This window comes from Novosphingobium aureum (assembly GCF_015865035.1).
Classification (GTDB): domain Bacteria; phylum Pseudomonadota; class Alphaproteobacteria; order Sphingomonadales; family Sphingomonadaceae; genus Novosphingobium; species Novosphingobium aureum.
The window spans coordinates 1-18,605 of sequence record NZ_JADZGI010000001.1 but is presented as its reverse complement, the minus strand read 5'-3'; the positions used below and the strand labels follow the sequence as shown (position 1 = coordinate 18,605).

The window sequence follows — 18,605 nt, the reverse complement described above, 5'->3', positions numbered from 1 at the left end:
GTCAGCTCAAAGCCGGACATCTGCCTGCGTATCGTGCTGTCATAATGCGCGGCCGTCATGCTCGTTGCGGCTGCCCTCCCTCGACGGTGCCGTTGAGGATGTTGATGCCGGTGAGGCGGCGCAGGGCAAAGTAGCTCGCGACGTTGCGTCCGACCATCGCGGCGCCGACGAAAACGCTTACGCCGACGAGGCCGAACCATTGCGCAGCAAGCGGGGCGCACACGATCAGCAGGCCCAGACTCGTCGCGGTGATCAGGAAATTGTACCGTTCCTGACCGCACATCGCCAGGACCAGGCCACTCGGTCCGGCGGCGACATAGATCGCCTGGGCGACCGTCATGATGCGCAGGATCGGCGATGCAGCGACGAATTCCTCCCCGACCAGGCCAAGGATCTGGGGGGCGAACACGAACAGGATGATGACTGCCGGCGCGGCGAAGGCAATCGAAAGGCGCGTGGCGCTGCGGCCGAGCAGGGCGACGCGCAGGTCGTCCCCGGCGGCCCTTGCGGCGCTCACTTTCGGCGAGAACACACTGTAGAGCCCGAGCGTGATGACCGCCAGCGCGCTACTGATCTGGTAGGCGACCCGGTAGAGGCCGGCGTCGTAGACGCCCAGCGTTCCGGCAACGGTCACCAGGCTGTACCAGTCCGAGATATTGAGCGCGATCGACACGCTCCACAGGGGCAGGGCGATCTTCATCAAGCTGCGGAAGGTGGCCTTGAAGCCCTGTCCATCCGACTGGGTGAAGCGCAGACCGAACAGCACCGCGCTGATCCCGACGATCATGCCCGACGTGGCGGTGAAGGTCAGGATATCGGTGACTTCGGCAAAGGAGCCGACGACCAGGGCGATGCAGACCGAGGTCGGGATGAAGAAAACCTCGACTGCCTGACCGATGATGTACGAGCCCTGCGAGCGCAGGATCGCGCTCATCACGCGGGTCAGCGTGCGCGAGATGAAGATGAAGATCAGGATCAGGACGATCTTGAAGGGCAGGTCGGCCTTGGTCAGCAGTTCGGAGGCATGTTTGCCGCCGATGAGCAGGGCCGCGCTGATCAGGACCGCGATGCCCATCGTGTAGCCCACTATGGCGAGGTAGTTGGTGCGATCGAGCCGTTTCTTCTCGACGACGGCCCCGGCGAGCTGACGTACGGTCGCGAGGTCCAGGCCGCCGACGGCGACCACGCTCAGGAACATCGCCGACTGGGTGATCAGGCCATAGGTGCCATTGGCCTCGGGACCCAGCGTCCGGCCGATGTACAGCGTGACGAAGAATCCGGCGAGGACCGAACCACCCCGGATGACGAGCGCGGCGATTGGCTGGAAGTGGACTTTCAACTGCGAGATCATCGAGGGTGGGTCCGCGGTATTGGCATGGCAAGGGCTTCGTAGAGAATGAGGATAGCTCCTGCGTTCGTCGGCGCGACATGCTATTGGTTCCACGCAGTTCCTTGCGGTTCCGCGCAATCGCGTGATGCTGCAAGCACGAGAGCGGACCCCGGCGGTCGCTTCGACTTGTGAATAGGCTTAATTCAGTCAACCCGGCAACAATTTACTCCCATGTTGTTTGAAATTGAGGCAGGGTCGATCGATCACGGCACAAGGGGTGGTTGCTGCGATGCAGCGTAATGATTCGGATGCATCTGTTAAAGCGGGATCGTCCTCGGATACCGAGGGGAAAGCTCTCATCAGCGTGGTTGTTCCTGCCTATAACGCGCAGGATACCATCGCCGATACGCTTCGCTCGATCCAGGCGCAGACCCATACTGCGATCGAGGTGCTCGTGGTCGACGACGGATCGCGCGACGGCACTGCAACGGTAGTCGAGGAATTCGCGAAGGCCGATCCGCGGTTCAGGCTGGTCCGGCAGGACAACGCCGGGGTCGCAGCGGCGCGCAACACCGGCTGGAAGCAGGCGCGCTCCGACCTCATCGCTTTCGTCGATGCCGACGACCTGTGGACGCGCGACAAGCTCGAACGCCAGCTCGCCGCGCTTGAGGCGGCCGGACCCAAGGCGGGTCTCGTCTACTCGCGCTACCTGCTGATCGATGAAAACAACACGATCACCTTCCACGTCTTCTCGCCGCCTTACTCGGGTGACGTGCTCGACAAGCTGATCACCAGCAATTTCGTCGGCAATGGCAGTTCCGCGCTGGTCCGGCGCGAGGCGCTCGAGGTGGCCGATGGTTTCGAATCGGCCCTCCATCGCGCCGGCGCGCAGGGCTGCGAGGACATCCTGTTCTATTGTCGCGTAGCCGAGCATTACGAATTCGCGGTCGTCGAGGATTTCCAGATCGGTTATCGCCAGCTCGATCATGCCATGTCGGCCAACCTGCCGCGCATGTTGCGCTCGTGGATCATGGTCAACGACGAGATGCGTGAAAAGCATCCCGATCGGGCCGAGGCGGTGCGCAAGGGGCTGATCACGTTCGGAAACTGGACCATCCGTCGGGCTATGAACCTGCGCCAGTTCGCAGATGGACTGCGGCTGGTTAAGATCGCGGCGACGCGCTCGCCGCTTCTTGCCGCGGGCATGTTGCTCTACACGGCGCCGAGCGCCCTGATCGAATCGTACTGGTGGAAGCTGCGTTTCGCACATTGGCTGTCGCGCAAGTCGAACGGGCGCACCCGTCCACCGCGCGGGCCGGTCATGCCGCGTGGCAATGCCGACAGTTTCCCGGTCGGGAGCACATTCAAGGGCTGAGCAGCCGCTCGGCGGCTTGCTGCTGGAGCGTTCGTGCCGTTCCTAGTGCGCCGGAACGGCGGTGGGCACCTCGGTGTGGCCGACCAGCGCCGCGAATTCGACGAGCGTCATGCCGCCCTTCACTTCCTGCCGGCGCAGCGCGAGCATGTCCGCGTCGCGCGTGATCAGACCCTCCACGCAGGTCAGGCCAAGGGCATAGCCGCAGTCTGCGGTCATGTCGCGGATCGCCGGGTCGAAGGCGCCGAAGGGATAAGCGATGGCATCGGGCGCGGTGCCGAGCCGTCCCTCGAGCGTCGCGCGTGAGCCAATCAGCTCGCGCGCGAGATCGCGTGGCGGCAGGCCGGTAAGGCGCACGTGGTCCATCGCGTGCGAGCCGACCGTGACATCGCAATTGGTCAGCGAGGCGATTTCCTCCCAGTCGAGGATCGGGGCAGGTTCGCCATGGCCGCGGTCCCAGTGCGCGCACCAGCCCACGGCCCCGGTAGGCACGAACAGTGCCGCGGGGAAGCCATGGCGGTGCAGCAGCGGCAGCGCGTTGTCGAGGAAGTCGCGGGTCGCATCGTCGAAAGTGATCACCACCGATTTTGCGGGAAGCGGTTTGCCCTGCGTGAACGCCTCGGCCATGCGCGCCAGCGTAACCCCGGTGTAGCCATTGTCGGCAAGCCATTGCAGTTGCGCGGCAAAGTCCTGCGGACTGGTGCGCCACTGCGCGAGACCGGGCGGGCCGTCCTCGACGATTCGGTGGTACATCAGGATCGGGAAGGGCTGCCAGGCGTCGCTGGCAGGCATGTCTGTGCCTCCACGCCAGACGACTTGTCGCGCGACATGGGCTGGCAGCGGGTAGGCCATGTCGATGGCTCTGATGTCGGGGGCATCGCTGTCCGGCAGAGCGGCGCCGGCATCCGGCGCAGGCTCGGTCCCGGCATCGCGGGGCTCGTGCCTGCGTTCGAAGCAGTGGATGCGGTAGAGCGGGGCGATCCATTGCGCGCGCAGCGACAACGCGGGGACCAGCGCGGCCATGTCGCCGATGCCCTTCGCTCCGACCGTGTGGTCCCAGCTGAAGCCGGTGGTTGCCGGTTCGTCGACGATCTGGCGGGCATTGGCCATGACCAGCAGTCCGCCCGGTGCGAGATGCTGTGCAGCGCGCTCGGCGAAGCGATAGATGGCATCGTAGTCGGAGGTGTAATAGAGCACCTCGCTGCATACGATCAGATCGAACATCCCGGGCAGCGGATCGCTCACGAGGTCGAGCTGAACCACGCTGACGTTGTCGTGCCCGGCCAGCACCTCACGTGCATGCTCGACCGCCTTGAGCGAGATGTCGGAGGCAATGACCTCGTCGCAGCGCCTGGCCAGCAGGCGCGTGAAATTGCCCTCGGCACAAGCCAGTTCGAGCGCTCTGCCGAACCGCCTGTCACCAAGGATGTCGAGCGTTTGCTGATATTTACGCAGTTCGTAGGAATTGCCGTAGTCCCAAGGATCGTCGGCGTCGTATAGCTTTTCCCAGAAATCGGGCTTGTTGTAGTCGACGATCTCCCCCGGACGCGGACCGGTCATCGCCTGCTTCTCGCGTTCAGGCACCAGCTGTGATGTCTGCAATATCCCCTGTTCGGGCGCGGCGAAGCGATCGCGGATCGAGGCGAAGCTTGCCTGTCCCTCGCGAGGCGGCTCGGCGCGATAGAGCAGGTCGAGGACGTCCTCGTAGACCATCCGGCCCGCCGCGCGGTCGCGACCGAGGCGGGCCCGGGTGGCCGCGCGCCACAGTCGCAGCGCGCTGCGCGGTTCGGTGATGGCCCCCTGCCAGTAGCGCGTGGGCCCGTGGTGCAAGTGCCAGTCGGCCAGCTTCGTGCGCAGTTCCTCGCTGTCGACGCGCTTCACGATCGCGCGGCGCAGCGCATGCCCCGAGATGCCTTCGAAGACGATCTGGTCGAACGTGCACAGCTCTTCGCCATGACACAGCACGACACAGCGCAGGCGTTCGCACTCCGGCAGTTCGAGCGAGGGTATGGTCGCGGTCAGCTCCACGCGCTCGATCCGGATATTGCCGATAGCGGCAGGCCGGGCGGTGCCGATCTGTTCGACCACGCGCAGCGAGAGTTCGTTGCGCAGGCGATTGCCGAGCTTGGCCTGGGGGGCCTGGTCGTCGAGCCAGGTGAACATGCGCTGGAGCCCGGTTTCGACCCTTTGCCACAGGTCGGGCCACGGCGGGCACGGCGCGAGCGCGCCAACGACGAGCGCGTCTTCGACGATCTGCGCGAGCATGGCCACGTCGATCTGCGTCTCAAGCCTCTCGGGAATGGTCTCGAGCAGGTCGAGCGGGTCGAGACCGCGCCCGATCGCTGCCGAGGCAACCCACAAGGCGTGCGACCAGACCGCGTCCTCAAGCCCGCTGGCAGGTTCTCCGCCAGCGTGGAGCGGGGCCGGCGCGGCCATGCGCGAATCCTCGCCATGACCGCGCCGGATTACCGCGAGGCCATCGCGCAGGTGGCTGGAAAGATCGGAGGAGAGCGAGCCGGGGCGTACGTAGACATCGACCCAGACATCGTTCACCGCCTGGAACACGGTTCCGCTGCGCGCGATGCGCTGCCACAGGTCCCAGTCCTCGCAGACCTTGAGCGTGGTGTCGAAGCCGCCCAGCCCGGCGATGATCTCGCGCTTCACCATCACTGCATGGATCGCGAACGGGCAGGTCCGCGCTGCAATCGCGAAAGGCGAGGCAAAATCGAACGCGGGATGCGGGGTCCACCAGCGCTGCTTGTCGAGCACCCGCTGCCACCCGCAATGCACGAGGCCCGCCGCAGGCGCGGCCTCGGCTGCTGCGAGCATGGCCTCGAAATGGCCCGGTTCGAGCTGGTCGTCGGCGTCGAGGAACTGGATCCACGCGCCGCTCGCCATGGCCAGTCCGGTGTTGCGCGCCGCTGCAGCCCCGGCGTTTTCCTGCCGGTGCAGCACGATGCGGGGGTCGTCGGCGGCAAGGCTTGCGACCGCGTCGGCGGTATTGTCGCTGGAACCGTCGTCGACCACGATCAGTTCCCAGTCCTCGAAACCCTGGCGTTGCACACTCGCGACCGAATGGCCGAGCGTATTCGCGGCATTGTAGGCAGGAAGAATGACGGAAACGATTGGCATCGTGTCTCCGGGGCTGTTCTGCAATGGGACGGTCGGCAGATCGCGATGGCGCTATCCACCATGTTTCAGGCAGATAGCAGGTCAGGCGCAAAGGCTACAAAAGATTTTGCACTGCAGTATGATTACTATAAGCTTTCGTGTGTAAAGCGAATTGTCGGCTCCTTCTCAGAAGGATAGCTCGGGCAACCAGCCGCTGTGGCGTGGCTTCTCCGCAATGGCGGGGCGGGCGACAGGCGGCAAGATTGGGGACGTTGAGTGAACGTGCATTCGCGGACCGCCATGCACTGGCGGGACTTGCTGGTCGAACTGGTCGGCCGCGACCTGAAGATCCGCTACCAAAGATCCGCGATCGGGCTCGGCTGGTCGCTGATGAAGCCGCTCAGCCAGCTGATCGTGTTTGCAACCGTGTTCAGCTCGGTGCTGCCGCTCAACATCGAGAACTACACCACTTTCGTGTTTGCCGGAGTGCTGGCCTGGAGCTGGTTCAGTTCCTCGCTGACCTCGGCGACGGTGGCGGTCACGAGCAATCGCGAGATGGTCCGCCGGCCCGGCTTCCCGGTGTTCCTGCTGCCGGTGCTCACGATCGTCAGCCAGGGGGTGCATTTCCTGCTCGCGCTGCCGCTGCTGCTGATCTGCGCCTTCATCCAGACCGGCTTTTCCGGCCCTGCGCTGCTGGCCTTGCCCGCGATCATCGCGGTGCAGTTCCTGTTCACTCTGGGCCTGTGCTTCATCGCCGCGGCCGTACATGTCTATTTCCGCGACATCGAGCACATGATCGGGGTTGCCGTGATGCTGGGCTTCTACGTGACCCCGGTCTTCTACCGGCCCCTGCAGTCCGATCACAATTTCGCGTTCCTGACCACGGCCAACCCCTTTGCGTGGTTGCTCGATTGCTACCGTACGGTATTGCTCGACCACGCTTTTCCCGATGCAATCCTTATCGTTAAGCTTTTGCTTGTATCGGTTCCGCTGATTGCATTCGGCGCCTGGCTGTTTCGTCGGGTCAGCTACCGTTTCGTGGACGAGGTATGAAGCAAGGCACGATCGTCGTCGAAAACCTCGGCAAGTACTATCGCAGCCGCAATTCCGGCCGCCCCAGTACGCTCAAGGGTTACCTGCTCGACCGCAGCCTCAGGAGCCGCGGCAAGGTCGAGCCGGAATACTGGGGGCTGCGCAATGTCAGCTTCACCGTGCCGCGTGGCCGTTCGGTCGGCGTTGTCGGCATGAACGGTGCAGGCAAGTCGACGCTGCTGCGCCTGATCGGCGGCGTCGGACGGGCGGACGAAGGCTCGATCAGGGTCTCTGGCCGGATCGGTGCGCTGCTCGACATCGGAGCCGGTCTGACCGACGATCTCACCGGACGCGAGAACGTGTTCCTGCTCGGGGTCATCGCCGGGATGCTGCGCAGCGAGATTGCGGAAGCGTTCGACGCCATCGTCGCCTTCGCCGAGCTCGAGGAATTCATCGACGCGCCGGTGCGCACCTATTCCACGGGCATGCGCATGCGCCTCGCCTTCGCGGTCGCGATCCACACCAAGCCCGACATCCTGCTCATCGACGAGGCGCTGGCGGTCGGCGACATGGCATTCCAGCACAAGTGCTTTGCCCGCGTCTCCGAGATTCGCGAGACCGGCTGCACGCTGTTCCTCGTCTCGCACGACGTGGGCCAGATCGATGCCCTTTGCGACGACGTGATCTTCCTCGAGAACGGCCACATGGTCGCTTACGGCCCGCGCGAAGAAACCCTCGCGCTCTATTCCGACCGGCTCGAATCCAAGATCGCCAAGGAGACCGATGCGCTGGTGCCGCAGGTCGAATCGGACGAGCGGCTCGAGGACGAGGTCAACCGCTTCGGTTCCGGCAAGATCCAGATCGGTACGGTCACGCTGCATGACAGCGCGGGCGAGGAGATCGACGTGCTGCGCTCCGGCGCGGCTCTGGGCGTGACCTTCGAGTATCGCGGTATCCCGCAGGTCGAGGATGCCGTGGCCGTCGTCGGCATCTACACCGAGGACGAGATCGCCTGCTATGAAAACAACACGCTTCTCGGCAGTGTTCTCGTGCCCTTGCCGAACGGCAAGCTGACGCTCGCCTTCGATCGCCTCGATCTCGTTCCGGGCCAGTACCGCATCTCGGTCGGCCTGTTCTCGCAGGACTGGTCCGAGGTCTACGACTATCACGACTACGTTTATCCGCTCAGGGTGATCGGCTCGCGTCCCTCGAAAGGCATGCTCAATCCGCCGGTCCAGTGGCACGTCAGCGCAGATGACGCGGTTCCGATGCTGGAGGGGCGCGGCTAATGGCACTGGAGGTTCTCGACCTCGATTTCGCGGCACTGCCCGAGCGGCTCGACCCGCAGCCGGGCTACGAAGGTGCCTGCGTGCTGCTGCGTATCGACGGTCGCCCGCGCGGGCAGGCGATCCTGTCCTACGACAAGTTCGACCCGGAGGCCCCGCTCGACCGCCAGCTTGCCGAGGCGGCGAATTCCTCGTTCTGGGAAAGCTGGCTGGCCCGCGAACTGGGTGTCGTCGAGGACGAGCCCGGATGCGCGCCCGAAGCGCTGCCCAGCGCCTCGGTCGCGATCTGCACCCGCGAGCGGCCCGACGATCTGGAGAAGTGCCTGCAGGGCCTGCAGGCGATGAGTGTCGTGCCCGAGATCCTCGTCGTCGACAATGCGCCCGCCACCGAGGCGACACGTGCGGTGGTCGAACGCCATCCCGCGGTGCGCTACGTCGTCGAGCCGCGCAAGGGGCTCAACTTCGCCCGCAACACCGCGATCGAACATGCACGCGGCGAGATCGTCGTCTTCATCGACGACGATGCCGTACCCGACCGCGAATGGTTCGCCAGCCTGGTGCGCAACTTCGACGATCCGCTGGTCATGGCGGCGACAGGGCTGACCATGGCGCTCGAACTCGAGAGCGAGGCGCAGATCGCATTCCAGCGGCTCGGCGGCTTCGGGCGCGGGTTCAAGCGCGTGGTTCACGACGCGATCAAGATCGAGCCGTTCGAGGGCTGGATCGCGGGCGCGGGCGTCAATCTTGCCCTGCGTCGCAGCGCAGTCGATCTCGTCGGCCCCTTCGATCCCGCGCTCGATGCGGGCACGGCCTCGCGGGCGGGCGGGGACACCGACTACTTTCGCCGCCTGCTTTCTGCCGGTTACAAGATCGTCTACGATCCCCACGCGCTCAACTGGCATCGGCATCGTCGTTCGATGGAAGAGCTCGAGCAGCAGATCCACGGTTACGAGTGCGGCTATTTCGCGATTCTCACCAAGGCCTTGCTGTTCGAACGCAACCCGCGCGCGGTGACCACGCTGGCACGCTGGCTGCGTCACCAGATTCCTGCCGTACTGAGGGCGCGGCGCCGTTCGGCGGACTACAAGGTTCCCTTCCGTATCCCAATCGCCCAGGCCGTCGGGGCCTGTTCGGGACCGGGTGGTTACCTGCGGGCGAGGCGCGAGGCACGGCGCAGCTGACATGACCCCCGAGATCGATACCCCCCCAGCTCCGACGCCAGCGATCAGCGTGGTCATCCCGTCGCACAACCGCGAGGATCTGCTCGCGCAAGTGCTCGACAAGCTCGCGCAGCAGCGCAGCGATACCCCGCCCTTCGAGGTGGTGGTGGTGCTCGACGGCTGCCGCGACGGATCGCCCCAAATGCTCGCGGCGCGCTCGGATCCTTTCGCGCTGCGCTGGATCGAGATGCCCGGGGTCGGGCCCTCGATGGCGCGCAATTCCGGGGTGCGCGAGACCCGTGCCGAGTTGCTGCTGTTCATCGACGACGACGTGATTCCGACCGATGCGCTGGTGGCCGAACACGCCGCAGCGCATGCGCGCTCGCCCGGCGCTGCGGTGATCGGTCCCTATCCGCCCGAACCGGTCGCTTACGGCGATCGCTTCCGGCTCAATGTGCGCCGTTGGTGGACTGCGCATTTCGAAGCACTGGCAAAGCCCTCCGTGCGCTTCACCTACCGCGACCTGCTCACCGGCAACCTGTCGATGACGCGCGCGCTGTGGGACGCGGTCGGCGGGCTCGATCCGCAGTTCGCCCGGGCCCGCGAGGACTGGGAACTGGGCTTGCGGCTCATGGAGCACAAGGTGCCCTTCGTCTATGCGCCCAAGGCGCTCGGCTGGCACCAGGAGCATCTGACAAGCTCGCAGGCATCGGCCTTTCGCCGTGCCAAGGAGGAAGGGCGCAGCGACGCGCTGATGGCGATCAAGCATCCCCAGCTCGCGGCAGGTTTCAGCGTTCCGCGCCAGCTGCGCAAGCGCGGGCTGGGCGCCAGCCTGCGTCGGGCGTTGCTGCCGAAAATGGGGCCGCTCGACGGCGTCATCATGCGGCTCGGTCCCAAGCTGCTCGACCTCGTCGAGTGGGGTGGGCTGAGCGGGATGCGCCTGCGGCTCAACGGCCAGCTTACGCGCTACTGCTATCAGCGCGGTGCGATCGAGGTGCTGGGGCGCAAGATCACCCAATTCGGCACGGGCGATGACGGCATCGTCCTGCCCAGCGTGCTCGAGATCGACATCGCCGAGGGGCTCGAACAGGCCGAGGAACGCCTCGCCGCCATGCGCCCGAGCGCGGTGCGCATTCATTTCGCCGGTGTCGAGATCGCTACCTTGCCGCACTCTCCCGGGGCAGAGCCGTGGAATGCGCGGCACTTGCGCGCGCTGCTGATGCGTCCGGGCCTTGCCCGCAAGCTGGCACCCATCCTTGCCGCGCGCCACTTCGGCGGGGGCGAGGGCGACTGGAAGCGTGTCGAGGCGCTGGGCATGATCGGGGTCTCGGACTTCGTTGCCCAGCTGCACGAGGGGCATCGCCAGTGGAGACGCTCCTTTGGGAATTGAAGCCAGCGCGGGTCAGTTGATGGCCCGCATCAGCAAGGCCGGGCGCGATCTCGTTGCGGCGCACCCGCGGCTGCTGGGGACCTGGGACGACAACAGCGCCCAGACTCAGGAAGTCGCGCGCGGCTACATGATCGTCTTCGTGTTCTACACCCATGCCATGCTCGGCGTGGCGGCGCATCTGGGTCCCAATGCCTGGCTGGTGCTGTTCCAGCTGAAGTACGTGGTCCCCGGGATATCGGCTTTCTTCCTGCTGAGCGGGATGTCGGCACCGAACATGGCGAAGAAGGGCTTCGAGCCGATCTTGCGCATGTCGCTCGCGCTGCTGCTCTTCGCTGTCACCTCGCACCTTGGTGGGTGGCTCATCATGCTGGCCGGACAAGCCTATGCGACCCCCTTCGAGGCGGCAAAGGCGCTCGTCAGGCCGCTGGTCTTCGGGATCGGCTACGAGGGCTTCATCGGCTGGTTCTTCCTCAGCCTCGCGATCGCGCGCATTCTTGCTTACGTCTTTCTGCGAAATTGGCTGGCTTTCGTCCCTCTTGTTCTGGTGATCATCGCGGCGGTCTGGCTGAGCAAGCGCCTCGGCCTGCCCGACAATATCTATGAATGGCGAAATTGGCCCGCGGCCACGCTGTTCTTCCTGATCGGAATGCGTTTTCCGCGCGGCTGGCGTATCTCGAACGCGGTGGGCCTGCCGGCCTTCGCGCTCTCGCTGGTGCTGGCGCTGGTCAACCGGCATGGCATCTGGCGCACCGGGCCGTGCTTTACCTGCGACATGCATTTCCAGTCGGAGGCGATGTACGGCAAGTACGGCTCGATCCTGGTCTACGTTCCACAGCAGCTGCTTTTCGCGATCTTCATGCTGTGGCTGGCCCAGCGCACGGCGCCCACGCTGGTGGGGCGCACCGCGAGCTTCTTCGGCCGTTCTTCCTTGCCGATCCTGCTCATGCATGGCTGGGTGCTGCTGACGATCTACCCCGGCATCCTTTCCGGGATGCCGAGCTACGAGACGCCCTATCTGTTCGTCGGGATCATGTGCACCGCGATCGTTATCCATGCCGTGCTCTATGCAATCCTGCGCAATCCGCTCGACTGGATCCAGGCCCGTATCTTCGCGATCAGCCGGATCGGCCAGGCTCGCGCGCGTCCCAGGGCGCGGCACACCCAGGCCGCCTGAGGAGGGTGCAAGCCGCACCGGGGCGACTTTTGCGGCCATGTGCAGGTGCGAAGGGCACCGAGATCGAGGCACCAGTGCGAGCGTGAGCAGGAACAAGTCGGCCGGTTGCGTGTTGGCAGGAAGATTGTTCGCGCGGGCCTGTTTCGAAATGATGCATTTTTCTCGAGAGCAACGATATTTATCACTGCCATAAGGGGAAAAACGAGTTAGCTTGTAAGGGTTAGCCGGGGATGGCCCTCGGAGTGACCCTCGAGTCCCTCCCAAGGCCCAGCCGGAACGTGCGAAGCTTATGGGACGCAAGCTTCGGGCCGATCATGGAAAAGTAGTTTCGCTCTTAACCGTGCTGAAATGAATTTCACTTAATCGGCATCGAGAAAATAAAATCACCTATCGGTTCTATAAATCCGGAGGCCTTATTTCGCCTCCTTTGTGTTGTTTTGTGAGCAGATATCAATCGGATATTTTTGTTGCAATGCAACGAATGAATCGAGAGACTAACAGTTAGTTCCGGCTGGAAAAGCAACCCTTCTGGCCGCTCTTTTATGGATGACGGGGGCAACAGGAAATATGGGCAAGAAAGTACTGGTTTCCGGAGGCGCCGGCTTCATCGGCTCTCACATCGTTGACCGCCTCATCAAGCGGTCGGACATGGATCGGCTGGTTGTCGTCGACAACTTCTGGACCGGTGTGCGCGAGAACCTCGAACATATCGACGATCCTCGCCTGCACTTTGTCGAGGCCGACATCGAGACCTTCGAGACCGACGAGCGTTTCGACGAGGTGATCCACCTTGCCTCGCCGGCGTCGCCGCCGTGGTACATGCGTGAGCCGGTCCGGACCATCAAGGCCAACCTGATGGGCGCGCTGAACTGCGTCGACAAGCTGGTTCCGGGCGGTCGCATCTCCTTTGCCTCGACCTCTGAGGTCTATGGCGATCCGCTGATCACCCCGCAGCCCGAGAGCTATCGCGGCCAGGTCGACTGCACCGGTCCGCGCTCGTCCTACGACGAGAGCAAGCGCTGCACCGAATCGCTGCTGTTTGAACTCAAGCGCACCACCGGCATCGACATCCGCATCGTTCGCCTGTTCAACGTCTACGGTCCGCGCACGCGTCCCGACGACGGCCGCGCCGTGTCGAACTTCCTGAGCCAGGCACTGACCACCGGCGAGCTGACCGTCTATGGCGGCGGCGAGCAGTCGCGCAGCTGGGGTTACGTCGATGATATCGTCGATGCCCTCGAGCGCTATTTCTGGCTCGACGACATCGCTTATCCGGGCCCGCTCAATGTCGGCAACGACCGCGAGATCCCGGTGATCGACATCGCCAAGTACATCGTCGAGCTCGTGCCCGGTGCGCGCCTCAAGATGTGCCCGCCGATCCCGCAGGACCCGACCAACCGTCGTCCCGACCTCACGCTTTGCCGCCAGACCCTGCCGGGCTGGGAAGCCAAGGTCGGCTACGAGGAAGGCATCCGCCGCACCCTGCAGTGGTTCGCCGAAAAGGTGATGAAGGGTGCGAGCACCAATGCGCCGACTCCGGTTCGCCTTTCCGACGAAGTCAGCGAGGAAGAACCCCGCCTCGCCGTCGGCTCAAACTGAGCCGACGACCGTTGCTCGCCGCGCATCGAGTTCACCGAGCGCGGCGAGATAGCGTGCAGAGCGCTTCGTAGCCCAGGCTCCGTCGCTTTCCTCTGCTCCGAATTCCGCGAAGTGCCGACCGGTCTGCGCTTCGCTGCTCGACTTCCTGACGGGTATGTCGCTGTAGCGCGACATGCCCGTTTTTACTTCGTCGAGAATGAAACCGGGGACGCGCAACGGGCCGTTGCGCAAGGCGCCGATCAGCGCGCCCGTCGCGGCCGACAGGTCGCGCCGCCGAATGCGGTTGCGGAACAGTTCCACCAGCAACTTGGTACGACGTCGCGCGATGATGCGCTTGATCGAGCCGTCGTTCGGGTCGTACGCTTCGATGATCGCGAAGGTCTGCAGGTGCGATCGGATCATCCGGTCGACCCCATGCGACATGCTCGAATTGCCGATGCGGTAGCCGACCAGGAAGGCGGGCACGCACACGAAGCGGTGATTGCGCGCGATCAGCAGCTGGAACAGGTAATCTTCGCAGCCCTGGTTGCCCGCTTCGTGCAGGGCAGGCTCGAAGCCGGTCTCGCGCGCCAGCGGGGTCGGTACGAGAACCGTGCTGCCGTTGGAGATGAAGTTCCATTCGAGATGCCGATGCAGGACCGAGCCCTCGATCCGGGGCGTCGCCGAGGCCGCGAGCAGACGGTCCTCAGGGTCGATGCGGCGATGCCAGGCATAGCTCAGCCCTGCGCCGGGGGCAGCCTCGAGCGAGGCGACCTGCCTGGTGAGCTTTTCCGGATGCCAGATGTCGTCGGCATCGCAAAACGCGCTGAAGCGCCCGTTCGCTTCGGCAAGGCCGGTGTTGCGCGCCCGGGCGACACCGCCATTGGGCTGGGTAATCAGGACGATGCGCGGGTCCGCGCCGGCGAGGCCTGCGACGATCTCGCGCGTATCGTCATGCGAGCCGTCGTCGACGACGCGAATCTCGATCTCGCGCAGGTCCTGCGCCTGGATCGAGGCGAGGGTATGGGCGATCGTCTCGCGCGCATTGTAGGCGGGCACGACGACGGTCACGACCGGGTTCATGGATAGGAGCTCCTGTCTCGCGCATCTTGCGTGAACCGCGCCAGACTAGAAGCGGCCCGGCCAAGCGCAAGGTTTGCAGGAACCAAACTGAGCCTAACCGCCAGAGCCCGGTGCGCTTTTTCCACAGGCGCAGGCCGTGCTGGAGGAAGGCCGTCGGCCGTCATCGGGAACCGGACGCAGGTTCCCCACCCCGAGAACCTGCGCCCGGATCTTGCGGCGCTGGCGCGCGCTTTCGACAGGCTGGCCGGTTCGACTGGCCCGGTGGGCCGGCGGCGCGCGTCAGTCCTGCAGGAACGCGCGCTGGAACTGGTCGCGCAGCGGCTTGGTCAGGTAGGACAGCATGGTACGGCTGCCGGTCTCGACGAAGACCTCGGCCGGCATGCCGGTCTTGAGCTGCATCGCGCCCTGCTTTTCAAGCTGTTCGTGGCTGAGCGAAACGCGAGCCCGGTAATAGGACGCACCCGTACGCTGATCCTGCGTGCGCTCTGCCGAGACAAAGGCCACCTTGCCGCGGATCTCGGGAGTCGTCGCGGTATTGAACGCGGCAAAGCGCACCCGTGCAGGCTGGCCGACGTGGATCTGGTCGATGTCCATCGGGCTGATCTGCACCGAGACTTCCATCAGGTCATTGTCGGGTACGATATCGACGATCTGCTGGCTGGGCGGCACGAAGCTGCCGACGGTCGTGAACGAGAGCTTGTCGACCACGCCGCCATAGGGTGCACGCACCGCACTGCGATCGTAGGTGTCGCTGGCCGAGGCCGCGCGCACGCGCTGGTCGTTGAGTTGCGAGTTGACGGTCATCAGCTGGCTGCCGGCTTCCGAGCGCACGGTCTGGTCGTGGTTGGCGATCTGCTGGCGCACTTCGCCGATCTGGGCCCGGCCCTGCGCCACTTGCGCCGCCAGCGAGGACGATTGCCCCTTCAGCTCGACCGCGGTGCGCTCCATCTGGTTGAGCCGATTGATCGAGACCAGCTTCTTCTTCCACAGCTGGCGCAGACCCTCGCGTTCGGGAACGATGAGGTCGTACTGCTCGCGCAGCGCCGCTGCCTGGCGCTGGTCGCTGATGATCTGCTGCTGGTGCTGGGCGATGCGTTCCTGCAGCTGACCGCGCATGCTGGCATTCTTCTCGCGATCGACGTCGAACTGGCGCTGCGCCTCGGCCATGGCTTCGCTGGCTGCGGGATCGTCGCTCTTGGTCAGTTCGTCGGGGAAGGTGATCGTGCCATCGCCGCGCTGTACCGCCTCGAGGCGTGCCTTGGCCGCAAGCAACTGGGTTACGCTCATCGCCGAATACTGGGCGCTCGCCCCGCTGACCGTGGTGTCGAAGCGGATCAGGACGTCGCCCTTCTTCACGTGATCGCCTTCGTGGACGAGCACCGAGGAGACGACGCCACCGTTGGGATGGGTGATCTCCTTTACCAGCGATTCGGCCTGGACTTCGCCCGAACCGACAACGGCGCTGCCCATGGGCACCACGGCAGCCATGCCGAAGACACCGACGCCGAAGGTGCCGAGTGCGATCTTGGCCGTACGCACGGTCTTGGTCACGCCAGTGCGCATCGTGTCGGCGCAGCGGATTTCCTGGCCAGCTGCGGGCAGCGGCATGAGGAGGGTAGTGGCCATTGGGGTTCTCCGGGAGGGGCTCAGGCCGAGACGGCAGTCGTGACGGGGGTTGGGCGGTTGGGAGCGAGGATGCGTGCGAGCACGTCCCTCGAGGCACCGAAATCGCGGGCCTGGCCGTCGCGCAGGAACAGGACGTGGCTCAGTGCCTCGACGACCGCCGGGCGGTGGGCCACGACGATGACGATCGCGCCGCGCTCGCGCGCGCCGTGAATGGCGCGCAGCAGGGCGACGTCGCCTTCACTGTCGAGATTGGCGTTGGGCTCGTCGAGCACGATCAGGAACGGGTCGCCGAAGAAGGCGCGGGCAAGCGCGATGCGCTGGCGCTGGCCACCCGAGAGCGCGAGGCCGTCGGTGCCGACAGGCGTGTCGTAACCGCGCGGCAGGCGCAGGATCAGCTCGTGCGCATTGGCCGCCTGCGCTGCGGCGACGATCTGCTCGCTGCTGGCTTCGGGATCGAAGCGTGCGATGTTCTGCGCGACGGTGCCCTCGAACAGCTGCACGTCCTGCGGCAGATAGCCGACATGGCGTCCAAGGTCGTCCGGATGCCACTGCGTGATCGCAGCGCCGTCGAGACGCACCGAGCCAGCTCGTGCATCCCAGATCCCGGTGAGCGCGCGCGACAGGGTCGACTTGCCCGAACCGCTCGGGCCGATGATGCCGAGCCCGTCGCCGGCATCGAGTGCGAAGCTGACATTGCGCAAGGTCACCTCCTGCGCAGAAGGCGGACCAAGCGTGAGCGATTCGACGCTCAGCTTGCGGTGTGGTGCTGGCAGCTTGGTCGCCTGTGCGGGTTCGGGTAGGCGGGAAAGCAGGGTGTCGAGCCGGCGCCATGCGTCGCGCGCCTGTGCGAAACCGCGCCAGTGGGCGATTGCCTGGTCGAGCGGACCGAGTGCGCGCGCGGAGAGCATCGAGCTGGCGAAAATGATGCCGCCCGAGGCCTCGCCACGGATGACCAGCAGCGCGCCCACCGTCAGCACGGCCGACTGCAGGAACTGGCGGAAGCCCTTGCTGACACCGCCCAGCACGCCGGAAAGCTGTGCGAAATGGCGCTGCAGTGCGACATGACGGGCATTCACGGAGAGCCACTCGTCGTTGATGCGTCCGTCCATGCCCAGTGCGCGTACGGTTTCCGCGTGGCGCCGGTTGGCCTCGGCCATCGCCGAGCGCGAGGCCGAGGTGCTGGTCAGCTCGCGCAGGCCTTGTGCGGTGAGCTTGGCGTTGAGCACGGTCAGGCCGATCATGATCAGCGCGCCGATCAGGACCGCGACCCCGAGCCAGACGTGCAGCAAGGTGACGAAGGCGAGGAAAACGATGATCCACGGCAGGTCGATCAGCGCGGCGGGCGCGGGCGAGGCGAGGAAGGAGCGAATCTGGTCCGCGTCGCGCACGGGAAGCATTGCCTCGAGCGCATTGTGCCCACGGACGGAGAGATAGCTGATTGCCTTCTGGATGCGCGGGGCCATCTCGAGATCGACCGAAGCAGCGATCTCGTTGAGGATCTTGCTGCGCAGGACCGAGAAGTACCCCTGAAACAGGTAGATGGCAGTCGCCATGAGCAGAAGGCCCACCAGCGTCGGGATCGAGTGACTGGGCAGCACCTCGTCGTAGACCATCATCATGTAGACCGAACCGGTCAGCAGCAGCACGTTGAGCACGATGCTCAGCAGCACCACCCCAATGACCCCGGAGCGGGCCTTGGACATTGCCTGGTGCAGGTTCTCTGCGGCCTGGGGCCGGGATGCGGCAGTCATTTCGTGGCTAACCCTTGTTTTGGAAACCCGCATCCGATTCGCGCGTTTCCATGATGTCGATGATGCCTGCGACCGGCTGCACAGGGAAGTGCACGGGCCACTCGGTCCTCTATCTGACGTCCCGAAAATCTGCGCCACAATGGTTAATATTTGGTCTAGATTTGGCCATTCGAGGGCTTCGCTGCCCGCCGCCCGTCGCGTTGCGGCCACGGGATATCCCGAGAGTGCAGGCACATGCGATCAGCCGGAAGGCAATGCTCTGACCAGCGCCTCGGTAAGCTCATGGTGAATGTCGGCCCACGGCGCGGCAGGAGCGATTTTTCCAATCCGGTACGAGTAGCTCACTAACTCCAGTGGCTTTCTGGGGGCTCTTGTGCGCGTGCGTGCGCTCACGCGTGCCTGCCCTCACGCGAGCGTGCGTGTTCTTTCCTGTGATTGGGGTAGTGTCCCAGGCTGTGCCGGATGGCAGCTAGCCAGTGGTGCGGATCGCAGCGCGAGCATCCGGACGGTATCGCCGCAACTCCAGGATGATTGCATGTCCGTACGAGGTTCGAGCCGGCGTCCGCGAAGAATTTTCGCCAATCTGACATTTTTTTGAAAAAGGGGTTTGACCGAATCAGAATGGTCCCTTAGAGGGCCTCTCACCGCAGCGGAACACTCCGAAACACACGGAAAACCGGGGCGGTCGCCAAGATAGACGGACAGCTTGTCC

At 64.8% G+C, this 18,605-nt stretch carries 12 protein-coding genes; 7 read left to right on the top strand and 5 right to left on the bottom strand.

The window, feature by feature from the left end; all coding sequences use genetic code 11:
* Positions 1–55: 55 nt before the first annotated feature.
* Entirely contained in the window at positions 56–1,351 is a 1,296-nt protein-coding gene (locus I5E68_RS00060; protein WP_197159661.1) for a lipopolysaccharide biosynthesis protein, read from the bottom strand.
* A 268-nt stretch (positions 1,352–1,619) separates the two neighbouring features.
* On the opposite strand from I5E68_RS00060, the gene I5E68_RS00055 reads away from it, so the two are divergent.
* Complete coding sequence (locus I5E68_RS00055; RefSeq protein ID WP_228726729.1) at positions 1,620–2,705, top strand: glycosyltransferase family 2 protein; 1,086 nt, start codon at positions 1,620–1,622, stop codon at positions 2,703–2,705.
* 42 nt (positions 2,706–2,747) lie between these two features.
* Here I5E68_RS00055 and I5E68_RS00050 read toward each other — a convergent pair whose 3' ends face one another.
* Positions 2,748–5,858, bottom strand: coding sequence for a trifunctional glycosyltransferase/class I SAM-dependent methyltransferase/polysaccharide deacetylase (locus I5E68_RS00050; protein ID WP_502243826.1), 3,111 nt, complete (start codon positions 5,856–5,858; stop codon positions 2,748–2,750).
* Positions 5,859–6,089: 231 nt separating this feature from the next.
* On the opposite strand from I5E68_RS00050, the gene I5E68_RS00045 reads away from it, so the two are divergent.
* The 6 genes from I5E68_RS00045 (at position 6,090) to I5E68_RS00020 (ending at position 13,454) form a co-directional block, all read left to right on the top strand.
* The gene (locus I5E68_RS00045) at positions 6,090–6,866 is read left to right on the top strand and encodes an ABC transporter permease (protein WP_323982033.1); all 777 of its coding nucleotides are present in this window, start codon (positions 6,090–6,092) and stop codon (positions 6,864–6,866) included.
* Positions 6,863–8,134: an ABC transporter ATP-binding protein gene (locus I5E68_RS00040; RefSeq protein ID WP_197159658.1), complete on the top strand. Its 1,272-nt coding sequence runs from the start codon at positions 6,863–6,865 to the stop codon at positions 8,132–8,134. The genes I5E68_RS00045 and I5E68_RS00040 overlap by 4 nt, the downstream gene beginning before the upstream one ends.
* Complete coding sequence (locus I5E68_RS00035; protein ID WP_197159656.1) at positions 8,134–9,312, top strand: glycosyltransferase family 2 protein; 1,179 nt, start codon at positions 8,134–8,136, stop codon at positions 9,310–9,312. The genes I5E68_RS00040 and I5E68_RS00035 overlap by 1 nt, the downstream gene beginning before the upstream one ends.
* A gap of 1 nt (position 9,313) precedes the next feature.
* On the top strand, positions 9,314–10,681 hold the full coding sequence (locus tag I5E68_RS00030; protein ID WP_197159655.1) for a glycosyltransferase family 2 protein: 1,368 nt from the start codon (positions 9,314–9,316) through the stop codon (positions 10,679–10,681).
* 19 nt (positions 10,682–10,700) lie between these two features.
* Entirely contained in the window at positions 10,701–11,855 is a 1,155-nt protein-coding gene (locus I5E68_RS00025) for an acyltransferase family protein (RefSeq protein WP_197159654.1), read from the top strand.
* Between the two features lie 546 nt (positions 11,856–12,401).
* Positions 12,402–13,454, top strand: a complete 1,053-nt coding sequence (locus I5E68_RS00020; RefSeq protein WP_323982031.1) for an NAD-dependent epimerase/dehydratase family protein — start codon at positions 12,402–12,404, stop codon at positions 13,452–13,454.
* Here I5E68_RS00020 and I5E68_RS00015 read toward each other — a convergent pair.
* From I5E68_RS00015 to I5E68_RS00005, 3 genes are all read right to left on the bottom strand, one after another.
* Positions 13,446–14,516, bottom strand: a complete 1,071-nt coding sequence (locus I5E68_RS00015; RefSeq protein WP_197159652.1) for a glycosyltransferase family 2 protein — start codon at positions 14,514–14,516, stop codon at positions 13,446–13,448. The two genes, I5E68_RS00020 and I5E68_RS00015, sit on opposite strands and share 9 nt — an antisense overlap.
* A gap of 279 nt (positions 14,517–14,795) precedes the next feature.
* Positions 14,796–16,142 carry an HlyD family type I secretion periplasmic adaptor subunit gene (locus I5E68_RS00010; RefSeq protein ID WP_197159651.1) on the bottom strand — a complete coding sequence of 449 codons (1,347 nt, stop codon included), beginning with the start codon at positions 16,140–16,142 and terminating at the stop codon, positions 14,796–14,798.
* A gap of 20 nt (positions 16,143–16,162) precedes the next feature.
* On the bottom strand, positions 16,163–17,893 hold the full coding sequence (locus I5E68_RS00005) for a type I secretion system permease/ATPase (protein ID WP_197159650.1): 1,731 nt from the start codon (positions 17,891–17,893) through the stop codon (positions 16,163–16,165).
* Positions 17,894–18,605 lie beyond the last annotated feature (712 nt).

What these genes read in the sequence shown, in the direction of transcription:
- I5E68_RS00005 (WP_197159650.1), bottom strand. Translation starts at nt 17,893, where the DNA reads ATGACTGCCGCATCCCGGCCCCAGGCCGCAGAGAACCTGCACCAGGCA.
- I5E68_RS00025 (WP_197159654.1), top strand. Translation starts at nt 10,701, where the DNA reads ATGGCCCGCATCAGCAAGGCCGGGCGCGATCTCGTTGCGGCGCACCCG.
- I5E68_RS00030 (WP_197159655.1), top strand. Translation starts at nt 9,314, where the DNA reads ATGACCCCCGAGATCGATACCCCCCCAGCTCCGACGCCAGCGATCAGC.
- I5E68_RS00010 (WP_197159651.1), bottom strand. Translation starts at nt 16,142, where the DNA reads ATGGCCACTACCCTCCTCATGCCGCTGCCCGCAGCTGGCCAGGAAATC.
- I5E68_RS00055 (WP_228726729.1), top strand. Translation starts at nt 1,620, where the DNA reads ATGCAGCGTAATGATTCGGATGCATCTGTTAAAGCGGGATCGTCCTCG.
- I5E68_RS00060 (WP_197159661.1), bottom strand. Translation starts at nt 1,351, where the DNA reads ATGATCTCGCAGTTGAAAGTCCACTTCCAGCCAATCGCCGCGCTCGTC.
- I5E68_RS00035 (WP_197159656.1), top strand. Translation starts at nt 8,134, where the DNA reads ATGGCACTGGAGGTTCTCGACCTCGATTTCGCGGCACTGCCCGAGCGG.
- I5E68_RS00040 (WP_197159658.1), top strand. Translation starts at nt 6,863, where the DNA reads ATGAAGCAAGGCACGATCGTCGTCGAAAACCTCGGCAAGTACTATCGC.
- I5E68_RS00020 (WP_323982031.1), top strand. Translation starts at nt 12,402, where the DNA reads ATGACGGGGGCAACAGGAAATATGGGCAAGAAAGTACTGGTTTCCGGA.
- I5E68_RS00015 (WP_197159652.1), bottom strand. Translation starts at nt 14,516, where the DNA reads ATGAACCCGGTCGTGACCGTCGTCGTGCCCGCCTACAATGCGCGCGAG.